At 42.0% G+C, this 22861-nt stretch carries 21 protein-coding genes; 13 read left to right on the top strand and 8 right to left on the bottom strand.

The genetic code is table 11. The features are described from left to right. Window positions 1–41 precede the first annotated feature (41 nt). The 10 genes from purQ (at window position 42) to FFF34_015205 (ending at window position 10410) form a co-directional block, all read left to right on the top strand. A complete protein-coding gene (purQ, locus tag FFF34_015250; GenBank protein ID TSD63921.1) occupies window positions 42–734 on the top strand; it encodes a phosphoribosylformylglycinamidine synthase subunit PurQ in 693 nt (230 codons plus the stop codon). Next, window positions 734–1477: a type III pantothenate kinase gene (locus FFF34_015245; GenBank protein ID TSD63920.1), complete on the top strand. Its 744-nt coding sequence runs from the start codon at window positions 734–736 to the stop codon at window positions 1475–1477. Before purQ ends, FFF34_015245 begins: the two co-directional genes overlap by 1 nt. Next, window positions 1470–2792 (top strand): hypothetical protein, encoded by a 1323-nt coding sequence (locus tag FFF34_015240; GenBank protein ID TSD63919.1) that lies wholly within the window; start codon window positions 1470–1472, stop codon window positions 2790–2792. The genes FFF34_015245 and FFF34_015240 overlap by 8 nt, the downstream gene beginning before the upstream one ends. An 11-nt stretch (window positions 2793–2803) precedes the next feature. After that, window positions 2804–3373, top strand: coding sequence for a hypothetical protein (locus FFF34_015235; protein ID TSD63918.1), 570 nt, complete (start codon window positions 2804–2806; stop codon window positions 3371–3373). Window positions 3374–3468: 95 nt separating this feature from the next. Beyond that, the gene (locus FFF34_015230) at window positions 3469–5574 is read left to right on the top strand and encodes a peptidylprolyl isomerase (GenBank protein TSD63917.1); all 2106 of its coding nucleotides are present in this window, start codon (window positions 3469–3471) and stop codon (window positions 5572–5574) included. A gap of 72 nt (window positions 5575–5646) precedes the next feature. Continuing rightward, window positions 5647–6162, top strand: coding sequence for a DUF2480 family protein (locus FFF34_015225; protein ID TSD63916.1), 516 nt, complete (start codon window positions 5647–5649; stop codon window positions 6160–6162). A gap of 34 nt (window positions 6163–6196) precedes the next feature. Continuing rightward, on the top strand, window positions 6197–6973 hold the full coding sequence (locus tag FFF34_015220) for a DUF3108 domain-containing protein (GenBank protein TSD63915.1): 777 nt from the start codon (window positions 6197–6199) through the stop codon (window positions 6971–6973). Window positions 6974–6976: 3 nt separating this feature from the next. Continuing rightward, on the top strand, window positions 6977–7540 hold the full coding sequence (locus tag FFF34_015215; GenBank protein TSD63914.1) for a DUF3109 family protein: 564 nt from the start codon (window positions 6977–6979) through the stop codon (window positions 7538–7540). Between the two features lie 86 nt (window positions 7541–7626). After that, complete coding sequence (gene gmd, locus FFF34_015210) at window positions 7627–8763, top strand: GDP-mannose 4,6-dehydratase (GenBank protein ID TSD63913.1); 1137 nt, start codon at window positions 7627–7629, stop codon at window positions 8761–8763. Window positions 8764–8793: 30 nt separating this feature from the next. Then, window positions 8794–10410, top strand: a complete 1617-nt coding sequence (locus FFF34_015205; GenBank protein ID TSD63912.1) for a gliding motility protein RemB — start codon at window positions 8794–8796, stop codon at window positions 10408–10410. Window positions 10411–10426: 16 nt separating this feature from the next. Here the strand turns inward: FFF34_015205 and FFF34_015200 are convergent, their stop codons facing one another. Further along, window positions 10427–10912 carry a hypothetical protein gene (locus FFF34_015200; GenBank protein ID TSD63911.1) on the bottom strand — a complete coding sequence of 162 codons (486 nt, stop codon included), beginning with the start codon at window positions 10910–10912 and terminating at the stop codon, window positions 10427–10429. Beyond that, window positions 10902–12242 carry a tRNA lysidine(34) synthetase TilS gene (gene tilS, locus FFF34_015195; protein ID TSD63910.1) on the bottom strand — a complete coding sequence of 447 codons (1341 nt, stop codon included), beginning with the start codon at window positions 12240–12242 and terminating at the stop codon, window positions 10902–10904. Before tilS ends, FFF34_015200 begins: the two co-directional genes overlap by 11 nt. A gap of 2 nt (window positions 12243–12244) precedes the next feature. Between tilS and FFF34_015190 the strand changes: the two genes are divergently transcribed. Further along, window positions 12245–14554, top strand: a complete 2310-nt coding sequence (locus FFF34_015190) for a hypothetical protein (protein TSD63909.1) — start codon at window positions 12245–12247, stop codon at window positions 14552–14554. A gap of 3 nt (window positions 14555–14557) precedes the next feature. Here the strand turns inward: FFF34_015190 and FFF34_015185 are convergent, their stop codons facing one another. Then, window positions 14558–15136 carry a non-canonical purine NTP diphosphatase gene (locus FFF34_015185; protein TSD63908.1) on the bottom strand — a complete coding sequence of 193 codons (579 nt, stop codon included), beginning with the start codon at window positions 15134–15136 and terminating at the stop codon, window positions 14558–14560. Window position 15137: 1 nt separating this feature from the next. Further along, on the bottom strand, window positions 15138–15659 hold the full coding sequence (locus tag FFF34_015180; protein TSD63907.1) for a hypothetical protein: 522 nt from the start codon (window positions 15657–15659) through the stop codon (window positions 15138–15140). A gap of 158 nt (window positions 15660–15817) precedes the next feature. Between FFF34_015180 and FFF34_015175 the strand changes: the two genes are divergently transcribed. Both FFF34_015175 and FFF34_015170 read left to right on the top strand, forming a co-directional pair. Further along, the gene (locus FFF34_015175; protein ID TSD63906.1) at window positions 15818–17197 is read left to right on the top strand and encodes a peptidylprolyl isomerase; all 1380 of its coding nucleotides are present in this window, start codon (window positions 15818–15820) and stop codon (window positions 17195–17197) included. Window positions 17198–17203: 6 nt separating this feature from the next. Beyond that, window positions 17204–18166, top strand: a complete 963-nt coding sequence (locus FFF34_015170) for a MoxR family ATPase (GenBank protein TSD63905.1) — start codon at window positions 17204–17206, stop codon at window positions 18164–18166. Between the two features lie 208 nt (window positions 18167–18374). Here FFF34_015170 and FFF34_015165 read toward each other — a convergent pair whose 3' ends face one another. From FFF34_015165 to FFF34_015150, 4 genes are all read right to left on the bottom strand, one after another. Further along, window positions 18375–19247, bottom strand: a complete 873-nt coding sequence (locus FFF34_015165) for a nuclear transport factor 2 family protein (GenBank protein TSD63904.1) — start codon at window positions 19245–19247, stop codon at window positions 18375–18377. A gap of 75 nt (window positions 19248–19322) precedes the next feature. Beyond that, window positions 19323–20813, bottom strand: coding sequence for a cysteine--tRNA ligase (locus FFF34_015160; protein TSD63903.1), 1491 nt, complete (start codon window positions 20811–20813; stop codon window positions 19323–19325). Between the two features lie 46 nt (window positions 20814–20859). Further along, window positions 20860–21972, bottom strand: a complete 1113-nt coding sequence (locus FFF34_015155; protein ID TSD63902.1) for an endonuclease/exonuclease/phosphatase family protein — start codon at window positions 21970–21972, stop codon at window positions 20860–20862. Continuing rightward, a complete protein-coding gene (locus FFF34_015150; GenBank protein ID TSD63901.1) occupies window positions 21962–22843 on the bottom strand; it encodes a rhomboid family intramembrane serine protease in 882 nt (293 codons plus the stop codon). The genes FFF34_015155 and FFF34_015150 overlap by 11 nt, the downstream gene beginning before the upstream one ends. Between the last annotated feature and the right edge of the window lie 18 nt (window positions 22844–22861).

The raw sequence follows: 22861 nt of genomic DNA, 5'->3' as shown, positions 1-22861 counted from the left end.
TACATTCGTTCAAATTTCAGCGGTTATGTTAGTTTTGTAGCATGAAATTTGGCGTAGTAATATTTCCGGGCTCCAATTGCGATGAAGATATCATCCACGTACTTGAAAAAGTAATGGGGCAGCAAGTAGTTAGGTTATGGCATAAAGACCATGATTTGCAGGGTGCAGAGTTTATTGTTTTGCCGGGCGGCTTTTCTTTTGGCGATTATTTGCGCTCGGGCGCTATTGCCCGCTTCTCGCCCATTATGCAAGAGGTAATTCAGTTTGCAGCAAAGGGGGGTAAAGTATTAGGTATTTGCAATGGTTTTCAAATATTAACCGAAGCAGGCCTATTACCTGGCGCTTTATTGCACAATAAAAACCGCAAGTTTATTTGCCGCAACATTTACTTAAAACCGCAAACCTCAAATTCGCTGGTTACCCAACAAATAGACCCTGAGCGCGCGTTAAAAATACCTGTTGCCCATGGCGAGGGTAATTATTTTGCCGATGCCGACGTGTTGAAGCAATTAAATGATAACGACCAGATATTGTTCCGCTATTGCGATGAGGCAGGTAACATTACCGACGAAAGCAACCCTAACGGTTCGGCAGAAAATATTGCAGGCGTTTGCAATGCCGAACGCAACGTATTTGGCTTTATGCCCCATCCGGAGCGCGCATCAGAAAGCCTGGTAGGCAATGAAGATGGTTTAGCCATATTCGAATCGATATTATCGCTGGCTAAAGCCTGATGACAAACCTGGTTATTGATATTGGCAACACCTTAACCAAGATCGCCGTTTTTGAGAATGATGATCTGCTAAAAGTGGAGCAATACCAGCAGCCGGATACTAACGATGTAAATGGTTTTTTAAACGCTTACACCATCAACAGGGTAATTATATCATCAGTAAAAACAGAACAACAAGCCTGGCAAACGACACTGCTGCAAAAATTTAAAGTAATACACTTTAACAGCAGTATTACAGCAGGAATAAATAATCATTATAAAACACCCCTAACGCTTGGTACTGATCGCCTGGCGGCAATAATAGGCGCAAATCATTTATATCCCGGTAAAAACAATGTAGTGATAAGCGGGGGTACCTGCATCACCTACGATTTTGTAGATGCCGGCGCAAATTATTTTGGCGGCAGTATATCACCGGGGTTAAATATGCGTTATAAAGCGGTTAATCATTTCACAGCGGCCTTGCCTTTAATAGCAGCCGATGAAAATTTTGAAGCCGGCTACGGTAACGATACCACCACGGCCATACGGTCGGGTGTGCAAAACGGGATAAAATATGAGCTGCAAGGGTTCATAACAAATTATATAAAAAACCAACAGGAGTACAATATTATACTAAGCGGGGGCGATAGTATTTTTTTTGATACTCTATTGAAAAATAGCATCTTTGCCCCCTATATTAAAATTGAGCCTTACCTGGTTCTTAAAGGATTAAACGCAGCTATACAACAGCATAATGATTAGATATTTTAGGTTCATAGTACTTTTTTTACTTACTGCAGCTACCATTGGTGCAAAGGCGCAATCTACCGCAACCACCAGTTCTCCATACTCGCGCTATGGCTTAGGCGATATTAACCCAATGCTTTTACCACAAAACCTAAGCATGGGTGGTATTGGCGTTGCTACCAACCGTATAAATAGTTTCAATACCATTAACCCAATTAACCCGGCATCATATGGTATGATAAACCTAACCGTTTTTGATGTTGGTTTAGCGAGCAATTTTAGCACATTAAACAAAGCGGGCCAAACCAGCCAAAGCAATTCAAACTTTAGGCTTAGTCACATTGCTATTGCTATACCGGTTACAAAAAAATCGGCGCTTAGCTTTGGTTTAATGCCTTACAGCGAGTTAGGCTACAGCTACAAACAAACCTTAAGTTCGGGCTACGGCACCGGCCTGCCATCAGATACAAGCGCGGTAAATTACATTTACGCAGGCGATGGCGGTTTAACAAAATTTTACCTGGGCTACGGTTTTGGCATTGGTAAGCACCTATTAATCGGGGCCAATGCATCTTATATATTTGGTAACTTAAAGCAAACACAGTCTACCGAAATGCCCGATCTTTCCGGCTTTTTAAACTCCCGTATCGAAGAAAATAACGCCATACGCGGTTTTAACTACGATTACGGTATACAGTACTCGGTTGATTTTTCGAACCGTAAGCATTTAACATTTGGTTATTCGGCATCGGCAAATACAAAGCTAAATACTCAAAACACCTATATTGTAAGCAGCTATTTTAAAGATTCGAATGGTGCCGAACAAATACCCACCGATAGTATTCTAAACGTGCAAAACGCCTCTGGCAAGGTTCAGCTTCCTCAGATCAATCGTTTTGGTATATCTTACCAATACGATGGCAAATTTTTAATAGGTGCCGATTATTCAATGGGCCAATGGTCGTACTTAAGTATAGCCGGTGTAAAACAGGGTTTGCAGGATAGTAAAACCTTAAATGTGGGTGGCCAATTTACCCCTAATATCAACTCCCTATCAAACTACTGGGCTTCGGTTGATTACCGCTTAGGCTTTATTTACGACCAAAGCTACATCAACATTAACAGCACCAATATTAAAAAATACGCGGCTACCTTTGGCTTGGGCTTACCATTGCGCCCAAACAATACCAGCTTCTATAAAATTAACGTAGGCGCCGAAATTGGCAAGCGCGGTACCATAGCTAACGGCCTGGTTAAAGAAAATTATGTTAACATACGCCTGGCGTTCACTATAAACGACAGGTGGTTCTTAAAATACAAGTTTGATTAACCATTTGTGCGATGTTGGGTCGGTTTAGCTATTTAAAACTTTATATACCGGCAGCTTGCGCAGGCATATTCCTCTTAACCGCCTGCGAAAACGACCTTAATAAGGTTAAGGCGATTGCCGCTGCCGATGCTACCAAACCGGTTGACCGCACTACAGGGCTCGACGTTATTTTTAGCGATTCGGCTAAGGTAAAGTTTCATATTACTACCCCTTTAATGCTCGATTATAAAACTACACCCGCATACTCGCTTATGCCAAAGGGTGTAAAAGTTGTTTTTTATAACGAGAAGATGCAAATAGCAGGTACCATAATTGCCGATACCGGCATCCGCCGCGATACCCTGATAGAGTTTCATCACAATGTTGTAGCTACTAATCCAGAAGGATCTGTACTAAAATCTGATGAGTTGATATGGAACCAGTTTAAAAAGCAAGTATACTCCAACAAAAAAGTAGTGATGACAAAAGTTGGCGGCGACGTAGTTACGGGCACCAGCGTAGTTAGCGATGACAAGCTACAGCATCCTATATTTCAAAATGCCACAGCGGTCATTCATGTTAACGGAGATTTGACACAATAGGGCTAAAAATATTACGCAAATTTTTGTGTTATAGAATTTTAGTAAAAATTGTATCTTGCGCCTCTTTTTGAGAAATATAAAATATATATAGTTGTATGGGTATCATGAGTTATTTGCGGGAGCGAATGGGAAAAATTCTCGCAGGAGTTATTGGATTGGCGCTTGTTGCCTTTATTGCCGGTGAGGTAATAAAGTCGGGAAGCTCTTTTTTTAAAGGAAACGTAAACGATATAGGCGAAGTTAACGGCCAGGCAATAGCCTACCGCGATTTTAGCCAGCGTTTAGAGCAAAGCACACAGCAGTTTAAACAACAATCGGGGCAAAGCTTAACCCCACAGATAAACAATTATCTGCAGGAAACCACCTGGAATACTTTATTAACGCAATTGTTGTTAAATAAAGAGGTAGACAGAGTAGGCATTGTGGTAGGCGAGGCAGAAAGCCAGGCTATGATAAGCGGTAACAACCCCGACCCGCAGATACAACGCCAGTTTGTTGACCAGCAAACCGGACAGTTTGATAAAAATAAGCTTAACCAGTTTTTACAGTACCTGCAAACACCAAAGGCAGACCCTGCACAATTAGCTGCTTGGACTGATTTTGTAAAGCAACTTATCGAAGCTAAAAAGCAACAAAAATACATGGCCTTGGTAAGCAATGGTTTGTATGTAAACTCGCTTGATGCCCAGGACGATTACCTTGCTAAAAATAAATTAGCCAGCTTTAAATATACCACGCTTGATTATGCATCAATACCTGATAGCAAAATTAAGCTTACTGATGACGATTACAGCGAATACTACAACGATCATAAGCCCGAGTTTAAAAACACCCAGGAATTAAGAAGCTTTGAATACATCAGCTTTAACGCCGCACCATCAAAAGAAGACTCTTTAAGTGTAAAGGCACAGGTAGATAAACTATTGGCTGATTTTAAAGCCACACCTAACGATTCGTTATTTGTACAGATAAACTCTGAAACAAAAGCACCGTTGGTTTATCAGCATAAAGGCCAGCTTGATCCAAAGCTGGATTCGGTAATGTTTGGTGCCGATAAAGGTTTTGTTTATGGCCCTTACCTTGCAGGTGGCAGCTACAAAATAGCTAAGCTTATTGATGCAAGAGTAGGCCCTGATTCTGTTAGAGCAAGGCATATTTTAATTAACCCTGCTACCGAAGGCGGTGTTGATAAAGCTGTTGCAAAAGCAGACTCGCTTAAAAAACTAATACAAGGCGGCGCATCATTTGCCGACCTTGCCCGCAAGTTTTCAATTGATGGATCGGCCCAAAAAGGTGGCGAGTTGCCAACATTTGGTCGTGGCGCTATGATCCCTGCGTTTGAAGATGCCGTATTTAACGGTAAAAAAGGCGATGTTAAAGTAATTACAACCCAATACGGTGTACACTTAATAGAAATTGAAGATCAAAAAGGTTCATCAAAAGTAGTTAAGGTAGCCGTGGTTGATAAACCATTAGCGCCAAGCAGCAAAACACAATCGGCTATATACAGCAAGGCACAAAGTTTCTTAGGCTCGTTATCTGCCGATAACTTTGATGCAAAAGCTAAAAGCGCAGGTTTACCTGTTAAAACTGCTGATGATGTAAATGGCACAGCAGCAAGCCTGCCGGGCCTTGATAATGCACGCGATATAGTTAAATGGGCGTTTAAGGCAGAAAAAGGTGATTTCTCTGACCAGGTATTTGCCGCAGGCGACCAGTATGTGGTAGCCCACTTAACGCAAATAAAACCTGAGGGCATATTACCTTTAGATGTTATTAAAAAACAATTAGAGCCAATGGTTAAAATTCGTGTTAAGGCAAAACAACTTAGCGCAAGATTACAATCGGCGCTAAACGGTGCTTCTTCAATTGACCAGGTTGCTCAAAAAGCCGGTTCAACTGTAGTGCCTTTGCAAAATATAGTGTTTGCTAACCCTGTAATTCCGGGTGCAGCAGCCGAGTATAAGGTAGTGGGTACAGTGTTTGGTTCGCAGCCAAATAAACTGTCAAAACCTATCGAGGGCCAAAACGGTGTGTTTGTAACCGTATTAGAAGGCTTTACAAACCCTGCACAATTAACCAATGCTGTTAGAGAGAAACAACAAATGGGCCAGGCTATACTGCAACGTTCGCAAAACGAGGTGCTTGATGCGCTGAAAGATAAGGCGAATGTAAAAGATAACCGCGCTAAGTTCTTATAAGATAAATTTAAAGTAATTTTGCATCCGGCAATGGCGTTATAGCTGTTGCCGGATTTTTTTATTCTGTAAGCAATGGAAATACAAGAAAACATTATCAATAAGGTTGCGCAAAGCGGGTTGGTTACTTTAGACCCTGCCCAATTTTACCCGCAAGGCGAGCGCGTGGTTTATGATATAAAAGATAATTTGTTTCATGGCCTGATGCTGCGTGAAAAGGATTTTAGGGAGTTTGTAAAAGAACACGACTGGAGCCAGTACCAGGGCAAAAATGTTGCCGTAACCTGTACCGCCGATGCTATAGTGCCTGCATGGGCCTACATGCTGCTGGCCAACCGTTTGGCACCCTATGCCAGCCAGGTTGTTTTTGGCGATGCTGATGTATTAGAAACCGTTTTGTTTGTAAAAGAAATAGCCAGGCTTGATGTAGAGCAATACCGCGACCAGCGAGTAGTGTTAAAAGGCTGCGGTGATATACCCGTTCCGGTATCGGCTTATGTAGAGTTAACAAAGAAGCTTACACCCGTTGCAAAAAGCCTGATGTTTGGCGAACCATGCTCTACAGTACCTATCTATAAACGTAAAGATTAAACCGTTGTACGGTTCTTGCGTCTATACATCATAAATGAAGAAATATTATATAGCCCTTATAATGCTTACAGGCTTTGCCAAAGCATTTAGCCAGGAGGTTACCAAAACAAACAAAGTTGCTTTTCAGGCGGGCGAGCAAATAACCTATAAGTTACGATACGGCATATTTACCGCTGCTGAGGCGGTAATTAAGGTAGAAAATACCCCGAAAAGGTTTGAAGACAAACCTGCATTGCACATAGCAGCCGATGCTAAAACTGCCGGCACCTTTAATTTTTTATTTAAGGTGCGCAACCAGTACGAAACATTTATCAATCCGCAAACGCTGCTGCCCTATTACTATTCGGAGAACCGCCAGGAAGCTAAGTACCGCCATAGCGACAAAGTTACCTTTGACCACGAGAACAATGTAATAACGGCTGACAAAGGTAAATTCCCGTTTAAAGGGAATGTTTTTGATTTCTTGTCGGCTTATTATTTTGCCCGTAATATTGATGTATCGCAGTTAAAAATAGGCCAAAAGCTGGATATGCGTTACTTTTTAGAGGATGGCATACACTCGCTGACTATTACCTATTTAGGTAAAGAGCAGGTAAAATGTAGCCTTGGCACGTTTAACTGTTTAAAATTTAATCCAACAATTATCCCCGGGCGCATATTCAGAAAAAACAGTATGCTATATTTGTGGATAACTGACGATAAGAACCGCATACCGGTAAAGGCACATGTAGAATTGATTGTGGGCAGCCTGGTAATGGACCTATCGCAGGCAAGCGGGCTAAAATATCCGCTAAACCCTGTTAAAAAGTAAAATATGATCGAAGTAGGGAATGTGTTGCTGCATGAAGATGTGGTAAAAGAAAACTTTGTATGTAATTTAAACAAATGCAAAGGCGCCTGCTGTTTAGAGGGCGACTCGGGCGCACCGTTAAATTATGATGAGCTGGAAATATTAGACGAGATATATCCCAAGGTAAAACCCTATATGACGGCCAAAGGCATAGCCACTATTGAAGAGGTAGGCACTTATGTTACCGATTTTGAAGGCGATTACACCACACCCTGTGTAGACGTGAATAAAGAGTGTGCTTATGTAATATGGGAAAATGGCATTACTAAATGTGCTATTGAAAAAGCTTACGAGCAAGGCGCCATAAGCTGGCAAAAACCTATATCGTGCCATTTATACCCCATACGTATTACCCCTTACCCGGAATTTGATGTTTTAAACTACGACCGCTGGAGCATTTGCAGCCCGGCATGTACTTTTGGCGACGAACTTAAAGTGCGTGTGCATGAATTTTTAAAAGGTCCGCTTATTCGTAAATATGGCGAAGAATGGTACCGCGAGCTGGAAGATACCGTTGCCGGCATTTAATATTAACCCTACTTGTATATTACCCATATAAGCTTTTACAATAAATATTGGTAATATTGTAGCTTATAAAACACTGATATTTATTAATGAAAGTAGCTTTAATAACAGGAATTACCGGCCAGGATGGCGCATATTTAGCTGAGTTTTTACTAAAAAAGGGTTACGAGGTACATGGCGTTAAACGCCGGTCGTCCTCTTTTAATACCGATAGGATAGACCATCTTTATCATGATCCGCATGAAACCGGTGTTAAGTTCAAGCTGCATTACGGCGATCTTTCAGATTCAACAAATCTTATTCGTCTTATTCAGGAAATTCAGCCTGATGAGATATATAATTTAGGCGCGCAAAGCCACGTTAAAGTTAGCTTTGATACACCCGAATATACCGCCAATGCCGACGGTATAGGTGTATTGCGTGTGTTAGAAGCAGTACGTTTATTAGGCCTTGCCCACAAAACCCGTATTTACCAGGCATCAACATCAGAGTTATACGGCTTGGTACAGGCAGTACCGCAAAGTGAAGAAACACCTTTTTACCCGCGTTCGCCTTATGCAGTAGCTAAGTTATATGGCTATTGGATAATAGTTAATTATCGCGAAGCATACGGCATGTATGCCTGCAATGGTATATTATTTAACCACGAGAGCCCTATACGTGGCGAAACTTTTGTTACCCGTAAAATAACCCGTGCTGTAGCTAAAATTGGCTTGGGCTTACAGGATTGCATATACATAGGTAACCTATCGGCACAGCGCGACTGGGGCCACGCTAAAGATTATATTGTTGCTATGTGGCTAATGCTTCAGCAGGATGTACCCGAAGATTATGTAATTGCTACAGGCGTAACTACCACCGTAAGGGAATTTATTAAAATGGCCTTTGCCGAATTAGGTATCGAGGTTGAGTTTAGTGGCAAGGACGAGAATGAAAAGGGCGTGATAATTGACATTGACCAGCAAAAAGCCGATCAATTAGGCCTAAATACCGACTCGTTAAAATTTGGGCAAACGGTAGTTAAGGTAGATCCTAAATATTTTAGGCCTACCGAGGTTGACCTGTTAATAGGCGACCCATCAAAAGCTAAGAAAAAATTGGGTTGGGAACCAAAATACGACCTGCAAATGCTGGTTACAGATATGGTACAATCAGACTTGCACCTGGCCAAGAAAGATGAGCACTTAAAAAAAGGTGGATATACCACCCCTAACTATTTTGAATAATTACTGTTAATTATTCATATAGGCATATATATGAAGAAACTTTTCACCAGCATTTTAATATTACTGGTTACTGCAATAGCGGCTCGTGCGCAAGTTGTGTATCAACCTTATTCGTACCAGTTTTACCAAAAATTGGATGCTGATGTTTATTCAACAAAAACCCGCTTTCATAGTTCGTTAAAGCCATTTTTTGCCGACGATTCGCTGTTGCATTTTCATTACGATTCGTTGATGAATTATGGCAGTAATAGCAGCAACAACGGGTTGATATATCGTAAGCTTTTTAACGAGCATTTGATCGATATAAAAAAGCCAACTTCAACTTTTTATGCCGACCTGCTACCTGACTTTAACATAGGCCGCGACTTTTCAACAAAGAAAACCACTTACCTTAACTCCATAGGTCTGCAATTAGGCGGCACCGCCGGCAGCAAGTTTTACTACAATGTAAGCGGCTACTTAAACCGTGGCTCGGTGCCTAATTATTTGGCCACCTACATAAGGCAGGTTGGTATTGTGCCGGGGCAGGCCTACGCTGGTGTATTTAACAATAATAAAAACGATTTCGATTGGCGCTATGTAACGGCTATAGCGTCGTACACGCCTGTAAAGTATTTGAACATTACTGCCGGCCGCGATAAAACCTTTATTGGGGATGGCTACCGTTCGTTACTGTTAAGCGATTATGCCTCGCCGTACCCATTTTTTAAGTTGACAGCAACATTGGGTAATGTAAGATACATGGCCATGTGGGCCAACTTTGCCGACCCTGCCCTAACCAGCGATCTGCTAATCAATCGCCGTAAATGGGGTGTCTTTCATTACCTGGACTGGAGCGTGAACAACCGCCTGTCTATTGGTTTCTTCGACTCGATCATATGGGCTAATACCGATAATGCAGGCCACACCCATGGCTTTGATTTTAGCTACATTAACCCGGTTATATTTTTAAGACCCGTTGAGGCAGCAAACGGTTCGCCGGATAACGCGCTTATTGGCCTAAACACCAAGTATAAAATCACCGATGGCGTAACAGCCTACGGGCAGTTTGCATTAGATGAATTTACCGCAAGTAAATTTTTCTCGACCCCCGGTTATGTAAATAATAAATTTGCTTACCAAATTGGTTTTAGGGGTGCCAACCTGTTCGGCGTAAAAGGCCTTAACTACCTTGCCGAAACCAATAACGCCCGCCCGTACATGTACTCGGAGCGCGCCTCAATATTAAACTACTCGGCTAATAGCGAACCTTTGGCACACCCCTGGGGCGCCAACTTTAGGGAAGCAGCGGGCCTGCTAAGCTACTCGTATAAACGCTTTGATCTTTCGGGTGAGTTGGATTATGGTAAATATGGTTTAGATGTAAACGACCTGAATTATGGTAAGGATATCTTCTTGTCGTACCGCGAGCCGGTAACCCAAAACGATAACCATATAGGCCAGGGTTTAAGCACCAGCATGGTTTATTTGCAAGGCAAGGTGGCATATTTGTTAAACCCCAAGTATAACCTTCGGCTTGAGCTTGGCGGCATCTACCGCGACGAAAAGAACATCCAGTTTCATCAGAAAACCAGCGTGATCACCTTTGGTATACGCAGTTCGTTCCGTAACCTGTATACCGATCTGGCCAGCTATCAAACACACTAAGTTTTTGTAATAAGCTTTACGCTTGTTTCATTTCTTCTTTGATCGCCCGTAAAAACTCGTTGGCATGCTGCGATCCAATGATGTATACCAACCCGTCTCTATCAGTTAAATGAATGGCATCGTTACCTGCCGTAAAAAAACGGATGGTACCTTTGGTATGCAGGTTATATACCGGGTTGTTAAACAAATATCGGCTGTACGACCCTTTTTCTACCTTAACAATGCTGTTAAGATCTATCTTAACCAGGCGGGTGGTCCACAGCCCATCCAGTATGATGCTTTTATTTTTTACCTGCGTACGAAAATGAAGGAAAAACCCCAGTATAATAGATACCGTGATAATGGCAAAACCAACTACGGCCAGCAGGTCGCCGTTACGCTCGCGCTCATCGGTAAAAAAGTAGGCAGCAAAGCAAAACATAGCTAAAACCAAACGAATGGTGATAGGTATAAACTCCCTGCCCAGGTATTGCTTTTCTATAAAAACCGGTTTATCGCTCATAATTATATAATTCGAATATAGTAACTTTTTTAGTTTTACTGTCCACTTTGTACCTTTCATCGGGCCGGTAGCCGCCTATCCAAATAATATCGTTATTACCATTTACCAAAATAGGTACATCACTCTTTTTGTGCAGCGGCACCTTTTGATGGGTAAAAAAATCGCTCAGCTTTTGGCGTGTTTTCATCCCAAGCGGATAAAACTGGTCGCCTTGCTGCCAGTTGCGCAGCGTTAATGGGTAAATAAGCTTATCTGTATTAACTGATACCGCCATTGGGTTATCTTTTATCACCAGCGCGCTATCATCATGCAGTAAGGTTAACTTGTAGTGCTTGTAATCTATACTATGGGCATTTGCCTCAATTACCACACTGTCTTCCTTATCATTAGTCTTCGGGGTAATAATCAGTTCGGTTCTGTCAACAATCAAAGTAAACGCGGGGCTTTCAAATACCCGGCCCGGGTGCTTTTGTAAGGCTGATATAAGGTCATCAACCACGGTGGCTATAAAACCATACGGTTGCAATAACTCCGACAGTAACAACCGCTTTGGCGATAATTGCGCTATAGCGGCTATGGATATATGCACATCTTTTTTGTGTGGTACCAGCATGTCATCCTTTAAAACGGCTACCCTGTCGTTCAGCAATTGCTCCAACTCCCTAAAATGCTGCAGGTTGCTTTCAATAGTGCTTTCAAGCGATGGGTTTAATTCTTTTAGTACAGGTATAACCTGGTGCCGAATTTTATTACGGGCATATTTGGTCGACGAGTTGGACGCATCCTCCACAAAGGCCAAATTTTCCTGTTCAATAATCGCCTTTATCTCATCGCGGGTTAAAAACATCAGTGGCCTAACCAGGTTGCCATTTTTTGGCAAAATACCATGCAGGCCGGCTATGCCTGTACCGCGTGTAAGGTTTAACAATATTGTTTCGATCGTATCGTTCTGATGATGAGCAAGGGAAATAACCTGGTATCCTAAATGCTGACTGATTTGACCGAACCATTGATAACGCAAGTAGCGTGCCGCCATTTGAATGGATATTTTATTATCGGCAGCATATTGGCTGGTATCAAAATCAATGGTATGGAAGCTTACGCCTAACTGCAGCGCCAGTTTACGGGTAAACTCCTGGTCGGCTAAGGCTTCATCGCCCCGCAGCATAAAGTTACAATGGGCAATGCCAAATTCATAGCCTGCGGCTTTTAGTAAATGCGCCATCAGGACGGAATCCATGCCCCCGCTTACAGCTGCCAGTATTTTATCGGCAGGTGTAAAAAGGTTATTTTGCTCAACAAAATCAGTGAAACTTTTAACAGGAAGCATACATCAAAATTATTAATTTAAAACCCCTGCAAAAAACTAATTTTGCCATTGTGATAAAATACGTCTTAAGTCTTTTTTTACTAACGATTACCGTTGCTGCTTTTGGGCAAAAAAAATCTGTAGTAAACCTTATTCAGTCGCAAAGCAGCGAAGCCATCAAAATTAATGGAAAGGACGTAATAAAAGTTTACAAAGGTGTATTTCAGCAAGATTATTCGATCATGCGGTCGGATAGTGCTTATCTGTATGCCCAAAACAATGCCTTTGATGCTTTTGGCCATGTAAACATAACACAGGGCGATACGCTAAACATTTATTCGGATAAGCTTAATTACAATGGCAACACTAAAGTTGCTATACTTACCGATAATGTAAGGATGATTGATAAGGATGCAACCTTAACCACCAATTACCTTACCTATAACACAGCTACACGCATAGGCACTTACACCGGCGGTGGTAAGCTGGTAAATAAAGACAATACCCTAACCAGCAAAAATGGCTATTACTTCGCCTTTTCGCGCGATGCCTACTTTAGATACAATGTGGTGCTTGTTACCCCCGATGCGTTAATTAAAACCGATACCCTGCGCTACAATAGCGGTACACGTATAGCCTATTTTTACGGGCCAACCAATATTTACGATACCAAGGATAAAAAAGACACCTTGTATACCGAAAACGGCCTGTATAATACCGTAACCGAGCAGGCATTTTTTGGTAAAAAAAACCTGTACAAGCAGGGCACAAAAACCTTAAAGGGCGATAGTTTATTTTACGATAAACTAAATGGCTATGGCCGTGCCGTAAAACGGGTTACTTTTCATGACAGGGAACAAAATATTACACTTAAGGGCGACCTGGCTACTTATTATAAAGCTGACGAAAAAACGATTGTAACGCAAGACCCCTATGTAATTATTGTTACCGAAGAAAAGGACACCCTTAAAAAAGATACGGTGCCTGTAGCCAAAGCCACCGCTAAAAAGGCGGATAACAGTAAAGCGGTTAAGCAAACTACAGTAGCCAAAATTACAGCCCCTGCAAACACCATCCCCATAAACCCAAAAGAGAAGCCCGTACCTGCTGATACCACTTTGGCTGTAAAGGCGCCCGAAAAAGTAAAACGCGATTCGATATATATTTCGGCAGATACGCTGGAAACACAGATATTGACGTTTAAAAACCTGAAGATAATGCAGGAAAAACAACGGCTGGCCGGTATTAGGGATACTACCATTAAAGTAAAACCACTTACCGCAGCCGAAAAAGCCGAAGCTAAAAAGGCCGCCAAAATGCTGGTTTTAAAGCACCCGCGTGTGCTTGCCGATACCAACTACTATCACCCCGATTTTTTTGGTGCGCCTAAAGTTGAGTCTGCCGTAGCTAATGCAAAACCGGGGGCAGTTAAAAAAGCACCGGACGTGCGCGAAGAGGATAAAGACCCAATATTTTTTACGCCGCCTGTTGTTTTAAGCGATACGGCGCGGATAAGGATAGTAAAGGCATATCACCATGCCAAGCTGTTTAAATCGGACCTGCAGGCCAAGGCCGATTCGATGTTTTACAGTTACAGCGACTCTACACTGCATTGTTTTATACAGCCTATTATATGGGCCCAAGGTTCGCAAATATCAGGCGATACTATTACCCTGCAAATGAAGAACAAGAAGCTGAACAACATGAATATTTTCCCTTCGGCTTTTATTGTCAATATCGAAAATGCCGACTCGACGCATTTTAACCAAATGAGCGGCAAAAAAATGAAGGGTTATTTTAAAGATGATAAGCTGGACCGCATGTACATTGCCGGCAATGCCGAAAGTATTTACTTCTCTCGCGATAGCTTAAAAAAGGTAGATGGTATGCAGCGATCGTTAAGTACACGCATTGCCATCACTTTTAAAGACAACAAGGCCAGCACCATCAAATCATACGTAAAGCCCGAGCAACGTTATGGCCCATTAGATAAATATACCGAGGACGATAAAATACTAAAAGGATTTTTGTGGAAACCAAAGGAAAGGCCAGTTTCTAAAGAATCTATCATTCCATCCTATAACCGTAAAAATAACCCGGCGCCTGCAAAGGCAGCACCTGCGGCTAAAAAGCCTGCAAACGGTAAGGCCCTTGTACCCAAGGTGTCAAAATCCCCCACGCCCGATTCGCTTATAAACAGCCAGCCCATAAAAGCAGGCAGCGATACTACGCTAAATAAGGCCGCTCCTGCCATTAAAGTTAAGCAGGACACCACTGCGCCACCCGCCAATACAAAGCAAGATAGCGCGGCTGTAAAAGCCACTAAGCCCTAAATACTATTGGGTGTTTAGAAAATCGATCAACTGCTCTACAGCCCTGCCGCGGTGGCTTATCTTATTTTTCTCTTCCAGGCTCATTTCGGCAAAGGTAATGTTATAGCCCTCGGGCTCAAATATAGGGTCATAGCCAAACCCTGCTGTTCCGCATCGTTCGGTACGGATGGTGCCCTTTACTACGCCATCAAAAAAATGTTCCTCGCCGTCCCATATTAACGATATCACCGTACGGAAACGGGCCTTACGGTTAGTAACGCCATTTAACTGCGCAAGTACTTTATCCATATTAGCCTCATGGTTGCCATGCTTACCCGCATACCTTGCCGAATAAATACCCGGCTCGTTATTCAGCGCATCAATCTCCAGGCCGCTATCATCGCCAAAACAATTAAGCTGATATTTTTGGTAGATGTAATGGCTTTTTAAGGATGCATTCTCGTTAAAGGTCAATCCGGTTTCGGCAATATCATCATGGCAGTTTATATTATCAAGGCTAAGCAGTTTAATATCGCCGGTTATTTTGGCCAGTACCTCTTGCAGTTTGTGTTGGTTATTGGTAGCAAATACTAACTGCTTCATGTTAAAGTTTTTTCATCTGTTCCCAAAAAGCCTTTTTATTGGCCACATTATCCATCATGTCATCAAAGCCAAAGCTATATAGCGCCGCAATACCCCCTATTTGTGTGGGCTGGTTTAGCGTAAGGGTGCTTATACCGTTTGGCATAGCGTTTTGCCCCAATACCAATAGTTTAGCGGGTTTAAAATATTGGGTAAGCTGGTCAATGCCCGTATCGGCATAATTGTTCAGGTTAAATATAGCTACATCATCAAGGCCCAATTGCTTGCCTTTAAGTATGTTTTCAAGCGCGGTTAAATGCGCGGCAGGTATAAATTGCTCTCCGCTGTAGTTTACCAGTATTAAAAAGGCTTTATTGTTTTTACCCATATAATTAAATACTACATCGGGCGTTTTTATTTCAATTACCGGGGTTGGGGCAACTGGTTGCGGTACAGGTTGGGGCCGGCTTACTTTATCTTTTTCGAGTAAGTAAATCTCATCCTCTAATATAAAACGGTATGCATTGGGGTTATCAACCTTCATATACAATATTTAACATTTTTTAACCAAAAGTACCTAATCCTATTGATGCTTTATAGGCATATTCGTACATCGGCTTAATTATACATTATTATTAATAAATTTTACCGAAATTTGCATTTTTAACGGCTTGATAACCGTAGTATTAGTACAACATATTCATGAGAAAAATCGGACTGTCCATTTTAAATATCCTTTTAGTTTTTACCATAGCTAAGGCACAAACACGCACACTTGATAAAATAGCAGCTGTTGTTGGTAACAGTATAGTTTTACAATCAGACATCGAATTACAATACGCGCAATACCTGGTAAGCGGCCAGCAGCCAAACCCAAGCGTAAAATGCCTGATACTACAAAGGCAGCTTACACAAAAATTACTTGCTCAACAAGCCGTAATTGATAGCGTGCAGGTAAAAGACGAAGATGTGGATAGCGAAGTTGACCGAAGGATGCGCTCGTTTATACAACGCGCAGGCGGGCAGGAAAGACTGGAGCAGTTTTTAGGCCGCTCGGTTATCCAATACAAAGATGAGTTGCGCCCCGATATTAAAGAAAGCCTTATTGCCCAGCGTATGCAGGCAAAAATTACCGAAAAGGTAAATACCACCCCGCAGGATGTTAAAAAATACTTCGAATCTATAAGCAAGGATAGCCTTCCGTCATACAATAAAGAGATAGAAGTGGGCGAGATCGTGTTTTCGCCAAAGCTTAACCGCGAAGAAAAAGAATACTACAAGCAAAAGGCCGAAGACCTGCGCACAAGGGTAAAAAAGGGCGAAGAGTTTGCTACCCTGGCCAGGGTTTATTCGCAAGATACGCAATCGGCACTTGAAGGTGGCGACCTGGGTTTTGCCGACCGTACAACTTACGTAAAGGAATTTGCAGCTAACGCGTTTAAATTAAAAGCAGGCGAAATATCGCCGGTTTTTGAAACAGAATATGGCTTTCACTTTTTACAGGTGATAGAGCGCCGCGGCGAGCAGGTGCATGTACGCCATATACTAATTATACCGGCTACTACACAAGCCAGTTTAGACAGGGCAAAAGTAACTGCCGATAGCGTTTATAATGCTATGATGACCATTAAGAAGTTCGATTTTTCGAGCGCGGCGGCATTTTATTCGGATGATAAAGACACCAAGTTTAACGGTGGTATGCTGTTAAATGCGGAGAATGTGCAAACCCGTTCAACCTACATCCCTACCGATAAGCTTGACCCGCAAATAGCGCTGATAACCGATACCATGAAAGTGGGAACCATATCAAAACCACAGCTTTTCACTGATGCGCAAACAGGTAAAAAAAGCTATAAGATATTGTTCTTAAAATCTGTTACAGATGCGCACAAGGCTAATCTTGATCAGGATTTTGCCAAGTTGAAAGAAGATGCTAACGCCGAAAAGCTCAACCGCACTATAGCTACCTGGTTTGATAAACGCAGGAAAGAAACTTTTATAAAAATTGATCCGGAGTTCCAGGTATGTCCATCGGTACAAGGATGGGATAACACACCGGTTACCGCACAAGCAAAACCATAATTTTATATGCAATACCGCTCGGATGTAGAGGCTGCCGATGCATTGAAAAATGCTTATCAGCAAATTCGTACAGAAATTGGCAAGGTTATTATAGGCCAGGACGAGGTTATTAAGTATGTATTGATATCTATCTTTAGCAATGGGCATTGCCTGTTGGTAGGGGTACCCGGCCTGGCAAAAACATTGCTGGTGCAAACCATATCGCAGGTTTTAGACCTCGACTTTAAGCGCATCCAGTTTACCCCCGACCTGATGCCTTCTGACATTATAGGGTCGGAGATTTTGGGCGAGGACCGGAACTTTAAATTCATCCCCGGCCCGGTTTTTTCAAATATTATTTTGGCCGACGAGATAAACCGTACGCCGCCAAAAACGCAGGCCGCCCTTTTAGAGGCTATGCAAGAAAAAGCCGTTACCGCGGCCGGTGTTACCCACAAGCTTTCACAGCCGTTTTTTGTACTGGCCACACAAAACCCTATTGAGCAGGAAGGCACCTACCCCCTGCCCGAAGCCCAGTTAGACCGTTTTATGTTTAACGTAGCTTTAGACTATCCAACATTTGCCGAGGAGCTGCAAGTGGTTAAAAACACTACCAGCACCAATAAGGTTAGCGTTAATAAGCAATTAAACGCCGCACAGATCATTTATTTCCAGCAATTGGTACGCAATATACCCGTAACCGATAATGTGCTTGAATACGCTGTAAAGCTGGTATCAAAAACCCGCCCCAACAGCGAGTTTGCCACACCTCAGGTAAAGCGTCTATTAAACTGGGGCGCCGGGCCGCGTGCATCGCAGTTTTTGATACTGGGCGCCAAATGCCACGCTGTATTAAACGGAAAGTACTCGCCGGATATTGAGGATGTGCAGGCAGTGGCTAAGCCCATACTAAGCCACCGCATTGTGCGCAGCTACCACGCCGAGGCCGAAGGCCTTACTGCAAATGATATTATTGAAACCTTGTTCTAAAGGTTAGCAGCAAACAAACACCTGAAAATTATTTCGCCTTTTCGGACGCATCCGTCCGCACCAATTCTATCGGACTAAAAGTAAAACTTGTTTTATTCAAAATAAATTTTATATTAGTAAGTGCCCGATAGCGAAAAAAGTGGAAAAATCCCGCTGTAACCAACAAAGAAATGGAAAAATTTATAGCTAAGTGCGCAAAGCCTGTAGCTTAATTTTCTACAGTCGAAAATATTTCAAGCAGCATGTTCCACTTGTGTGTAGCATCCACTTCCCATATCCTAACGTAGTTGTAATTATTAACAATATTGCCCTTTTTTATACGTGCACGGCCATAACTGTAAGCCAGGTCGTTACTGGTAGACCGGCCCGCGTTTAACGTTTCGGCACTGATACTGATACCCTCATTATCCAAAAACTTCAATATCTTATCCGGCCCTGTCATTGGCTGAAAGCCAGGGAAGTAATAACGGCCTTCGGGGCTCAAAAACTCCTTATATGCCGCCAGGGCCGATATTTCTAACGAGTGATTGAGGGTTTTGTCAGTAGCTAATATTACGTTTTTACCGTTAAAAGGATCTTTACTTGCCGCCTTTTGCTTTGAAAGATCGGGCTCCTTAAAGTCAACAATAGCAGCTTGTTCAGCCTCAGGGTGTTGTATGCCTAAATCTATCAACAGCTTAAATTTGCCATCGGCATCTAAACGCCATACGGATACGTAATCGCCATATAGCTTATCATCCTCGGTTTTACCGTTTTGATAAACATATGGGCCGGCAGTAAAGCCAAGATCGCCATTGGCAGATATACGCGCAAATTTAGGCTCCCAGCTCAATTTTCCGGGTTGCTTATCTATAGTGCTGTAAAACTCAGTTATTTTAACAGGATTAGGTTTAAATACTATGCCTTCAACATCTGCCACACTCAAAAAACCTTGTTTAATACCCTTGCGCTCAACCAGTTTGTTAAAGTCTTGTTCGGCTGTAACAACCTTTTGCACAGTAACAGGTGTAGGAGCAGTTTGTGCTAATGCATTAAAGCTTAAACCTGATAAAATGGTAGCCGCTAATATTAATTTTCTCATAAGTGTGGTAATAGATTTAGTAAGGCAATTATAACTAATTTAAGCATGATGTTAGCTGCCTTTGCTAACGTTGCTTTATATTTTTATCCAGTCGGTAGTACCTTGTTTGTTATCGTTTAATTGAAAACCTATTTGCTTAAGGCCTTCACGTATCTTATCTGATGTTGCGTAATCCTTGTTTGCTTTAGCTTCGTTACGCAGCTTAACAATCAGGCTCAACAGCTCATCTGTATCGGCATTCTCATTATCATCCTGCTTTAACCCTAAAACATCGAAAAAGAAATCATTGTAAGTTTTCTTCATCCGTTCAAATGTATTAGCAGCTATTTCTCCCGAATTACGTGTTCCAGTTGCAAATGTATTTATCCATTTAGATAAATTACTTAGTGCTTCTAACGTTTTCGGCGAGTTAAAATTGTCATTCATGCCATGATAGCAGTCATCACAAAACTCGTTTATCGTAGCATCAGCCTCCGCATCAACAGCTATTAACGCGTTTTGTTCAAGCGTGACCAATTTTTTTGCAGCCTCAGCAAGCCTTTTATAAAAAATTTCTGCTGCCTCAATCGCTTCGTTACTAAAATCAACCGTGCTGCGGTAGCTGGCCTGCATAAAAAAGAATCGCACCGTCATGGGGCTATAGCCCTTTTTAAGCAAGGGGTGTGTGCCTAAAAACAATTCGTGCGGCAAAAAGCTATTCCCCAACGATTTTGACATTTTTTGCCCGTTGGTGGTAAGCATGTTAGTATGCAGCCAATAATTTGCGGGATTTTTACCGCAGCAGGCTACGCTTTGCGCTATCTCGTTGGTATGATGTGTAGGCATCAGGTCTATCCCACCGCCATGTATATCAAACTGGTGACCTAAGTATTTACTGCTCATGGCCGAACATTCAAGATGCCATCCCGGGAAACCCACGCCCCAGGGCGAAGGCCATTTCATTAAATGCTCGGGTTTAGCCTTTATCCAAAGTGCAAAATCAAGCTTGCCATGTTTTTCGTGCTGGCCACCTAAACTTCGGGTGTTATTCAGCATATCCTCCAGCTTACGGCCGTTTAGTATGCCGTAATCCTGGGTTTGGTTGTATTTTTCAACATCAAAGTATATTGATCCGTTCTCTTCATAAGCATATCCTTTAGCTAATATCTCTTTAACCAATTCAATCTGCTCAATAATGTGCCCGGTTGCAGTAGGCTCAATACTTGGTGGCAGCGCATTAAATATTTTCATCACCTCATGAAAATCAACCGTGTACTTTTGAACGATCTCCATAGGCTCTAACTGTGCTATCTTAGCCTTTTTAGATACTTTGTCCTCGCCCTCATCACTATCGCCCTCCAGGTGGCCGGCATCAGTAATATTTCGCACATAACGCACCTTATAGCCCAGGTGCAGCAGGTAGCGAAAAATAAGATCGAATGATATAAACGTACGGCAGTTGCCTAAATGAACATCGCTGTATACAGTGGGGCCGCAAACGTACATGCCAACATGGCCTTCGTTAAGCGGTATAAACTCTTCTTTCTTACGTGTTAAAGTGTTGTAAACAAATAATTTTTGTTCCATAAGCGCAAACTTACAATTTTAGGCGTGGAGTTTAATTTAGCTGATGTTATTTTAATACCAGGTCGGTGCGTAAAGGATAGTGGTCTGACAATTTTTTCTCAATGATCTGGTAATCGGCCACATTAAAACCCGGACTAACCATCACATAATCTATCTGGTAGTTCGGGAAATCGCCGTTATAGGTACGGCCCAATCCCGATCCCTTTTCGCAAAACGCGTTTTTAAGCCCTTTGGCCATTTGGTTTACCGAGAATGATGCCGGCGTATCATTAAAGTCGCCTGATATGATATACGGTGTAGTACAGGTCTTAGCATGATCCTTTATGATCACTACCTGGTCGCTGCGCTTTAAAAAAGCGCTTTTTAATTTACTACCCAGGCGCTTGGTAGCCCCCATATTAGTTTTCCCTTGTTTTGAGAGTGTACCCAAATACTCGTAATCCTGCGGTTGAAAGTTAATGGATTGCAGGTGTACGCTGTACATCCTAAACTTAACATCATTATTTTCTACATCAACATACAGGCACTGGTTAGTACTTCCCTTAAACGTAAGCATAATAAGGCCATGGTTTTTTATAGGGAATTTTGAAAATATGGCCATCCCTATAGATTCGGAGCTTGAAGAACTAAAAGGCTCGAAATAATAATATTTGGCCCCCATTATTTTTTTGATGGAGTCTATCATATCATACTCGCCTTTTTTGCGGGTATAAAACTCCTGTATGCCTATTATATCTGGCTTTTGCTCTGTGATCAGCGCCAATATCTCCCGCTTGGTCGATACATCATTTTTTGAGCCATAATGCTTAAAATTATGCACGTTATAAGTCATTAAACGCACCGCCCGTGGGCTGGTTGATTTTACATTGCTTGCCGGCAGCCTGAAACCGATGTTATTTGTTAAAACCTTGTAGCCAACTAATATGCATATTACCGATACAAACGATAAATAACTTTTACGGATGATCCAGTAAACCATCATGAGCACATTAGCCAGTAGTAACGGCGGGTAGGCAAGGCCAAAAAAAGCAATTGGCCAAAATGTTCTGGGGTCCGTGTTAGGTGCTAAGTAGCTTAACAGCAATGCAAGGCATAACATTACGTTAAGCCATAAAAAAAGCTTGTCAAAAAAAGGCAACTCCCGCTTTTTAGCCTTCATTATTGTTGCTTGCTCTGAATAGTGTTTCTTTCTCCTGCTTGCTCAGGCTGTCATAACCTTTACTTGATATCTTATCTAAAATACGGTCAATATCTTCTTGCCGTGGTTTTGTGGGCGTTTTAACTGCGCTACCTGTGTTATTAACCACCTTCATTTTTGGCTTGGGTGTAAATAATTTGCTTATACCCAATATCCAATCGTTGCCGCGCTGCATTTGTTTAATGTACATAAAGCCAAATAAAGCGCCGCCAAGGTGGGCAATTTCTCCGCCTGCGTTAGCACCTGCTATACCCAAAAAATCTATCACTACATAAAATAAAGCTATCCACTTTAATTTTACGGGCCCTATAAACATTAATGATACGGTATAATCAGGCAGTAATGTGGCGGTGGCAAATACAATAGCCATAACACTTGCCGAAGCCCCTACCACCACCGCTCCTTGTGCGGCATTAACGCTGGTAAAGGCAGGTATAATGTTATAACAAATTATAAATAATATACCACCGGCAAGGCCACCAAATAGATATAAACCTATAGTGCGTTTGTTACCAAGATACTCCTCAAATATTTGCCCCATCCAATACAGCCAAAGCATATTAAACAGGATGTGAAAGATACCTGCATGCATAAACATATAGGTAAGAGGTGTCCAAAAACGATAAAGCAATTTAGGTAACGATGCCGGTAAAAGCAGGTATTCGTTAGTAAAATTGAGTATTACACTATTGCCGAAACCGCTAAAAAGCTGCTCAACAACAGCTAATATATTTATAACCAGGAAAACAATAACGTTAATACCTATGAGCAAGGTTAACTTATTGCCCGACTTTAACAGCTTGTATTGAATATCTTGCCAAAGGGTGCTCATAAAAAACAGTAATATATA

The sequence above is a fragment of the Inquilinus sp. KBS0705 genome (assembly GCA_005938025.2).
In the GTDB taxonomy this organism is placed as follows: Bacteria; Bacteroidota; Bacteroidia; order Sphingobacteriales; family Sphingobacteriaceae; genus Mucilaginibacter.
Note: the sequence above shows the minus strand (reverse complement) of the source record. Positions and strands in the feature narration are given on the sequence as shown.

Coding starts and splice junctions, on each gene's coding strand:
- FFF34_015240 (TSD63919.1), top strand. CDS start 1,470: ATGATTAGATATTTTAGGTTCATAGTACTTTTTTTACTTACTGCAGCT.
- FFF34_015245 (TSD63920.1), top strand. CDS start 734: ATGACAAACCTGGTTATTGATATTGGCAACACCTTAACCAAGATCGCC.
- FFF34_015155 (TSD63902.1), bottom strand. CDS start 21,972: ATGAAGGCTAAAAAGCGGGAGTTGCCTTTTTTTGACAAGCTTTTTTTA.
- gmd (TSD63913.1), top strand. CDS start 7,627: ATGAAAGTAGCTTTAATAACAGGAATTACCGGCCAGGATGGCGCATAT.
- FFF34_015215 (TSD63914.1), top strand. CDS start 6,977: ATGATCGAAGTAGGGAATGTGTTGCTGCATGAAGATGTGGTAAAAGAA.
- FFF34_015170 (TSD63905.1), top strand. CDS start 17,204: ATGCAATACCGCTCGGATGTAGAGGCTGCCGATGCATTGAAAAATGCT.
- FFF34_015200 (TSD63911.1), bottom strand. CDS start 10,912: ATGAGCGATAAACCGGTTTTTATAGAAAAGCAATACCTGGGCAGGGAG.
- purQ (TSD63921.1), top strand. CDS start 42: ATGAAATTTGGCGTAGTAATATTTCCGGGCTCCAATTGCGATGAAGAT.
- FFF34_015160 (TSD63903.1), bottom strand. CDS start 20,813: ATGGAACAAAAATTATTTGTTTACAACACTTTAACACGTAAGAAAGAA.
- FFF34_015185 (TSD63908.1), bottom strand. CDS start 15,136: ATGAAGCAGTTAGTATTTGCTACCAATAACCAACACAAACTGCAAGAG.
- FFF34_015205 (TSD63912.1), top strand. CDS start 8,794: ATGAAGAAACTTTTCACCAGCATTTTAATATTACTGGTTACTGCAATA.
- FFF34_015165 (TSD63904.1), bottom strand. CDS start 19,247: ATGAGAAAATTAATATTAGCGGCTACCATTTTATCAGGTTTAAGCTTT.
- FFF34_015180 (TSD63907.1), bottom strand. CDS start 15,659: ATGAAGGTTGATAACCCCAATGCATACCGTTTTATATTAGAGGATGAG.
- FFF34_015225 (TSD63916.1), top strand. CDS start 5,647: ATGGAAATACAAGAAAACATTATCAATAAGGTTGCGCAAAGCGGGTTG.
- FFF34_015220 (TSD63915.1), top strand. CDS start 6,197: ATGAAGAAATATTATATAGCCCTTATAATGCTTACAGGCTTTGCCAAA.
- tilS (TSD63910.1), bottom strand. CDS start 12,242: ATGCTTCCTGTTAAAAGTTTCACTGATTTTGTTGAGCAAAATAACCTT.
- FFF34_015150 (TSD63901.1), bottom strand. CDS start 22,843: ATGAGCACCCTTTGGCAAGATATTCAATACAAGCTGTTAAAGTCGGGC.
- FFF34_015230 (TSD63917.1), top strand. CDS start 3,469: ATGGGTATCATGAGTTATTTGCGGGAGCGAATGGGAAAAATTCTCGCA.
- FFF34_015175 (TSD63906.1), top strand. CDS start 15,818: ATGAGAAAAATCGGACTGTCCATTTTAAATATCCTTTTAGTTTTTACC.
- FFF34_015235 (TSD63918.1), top strand. CDS start 2,804: ATGTTGGGTCGGTTTAGCTATTTAAAACTTTATATACCGGCAGCTTGC.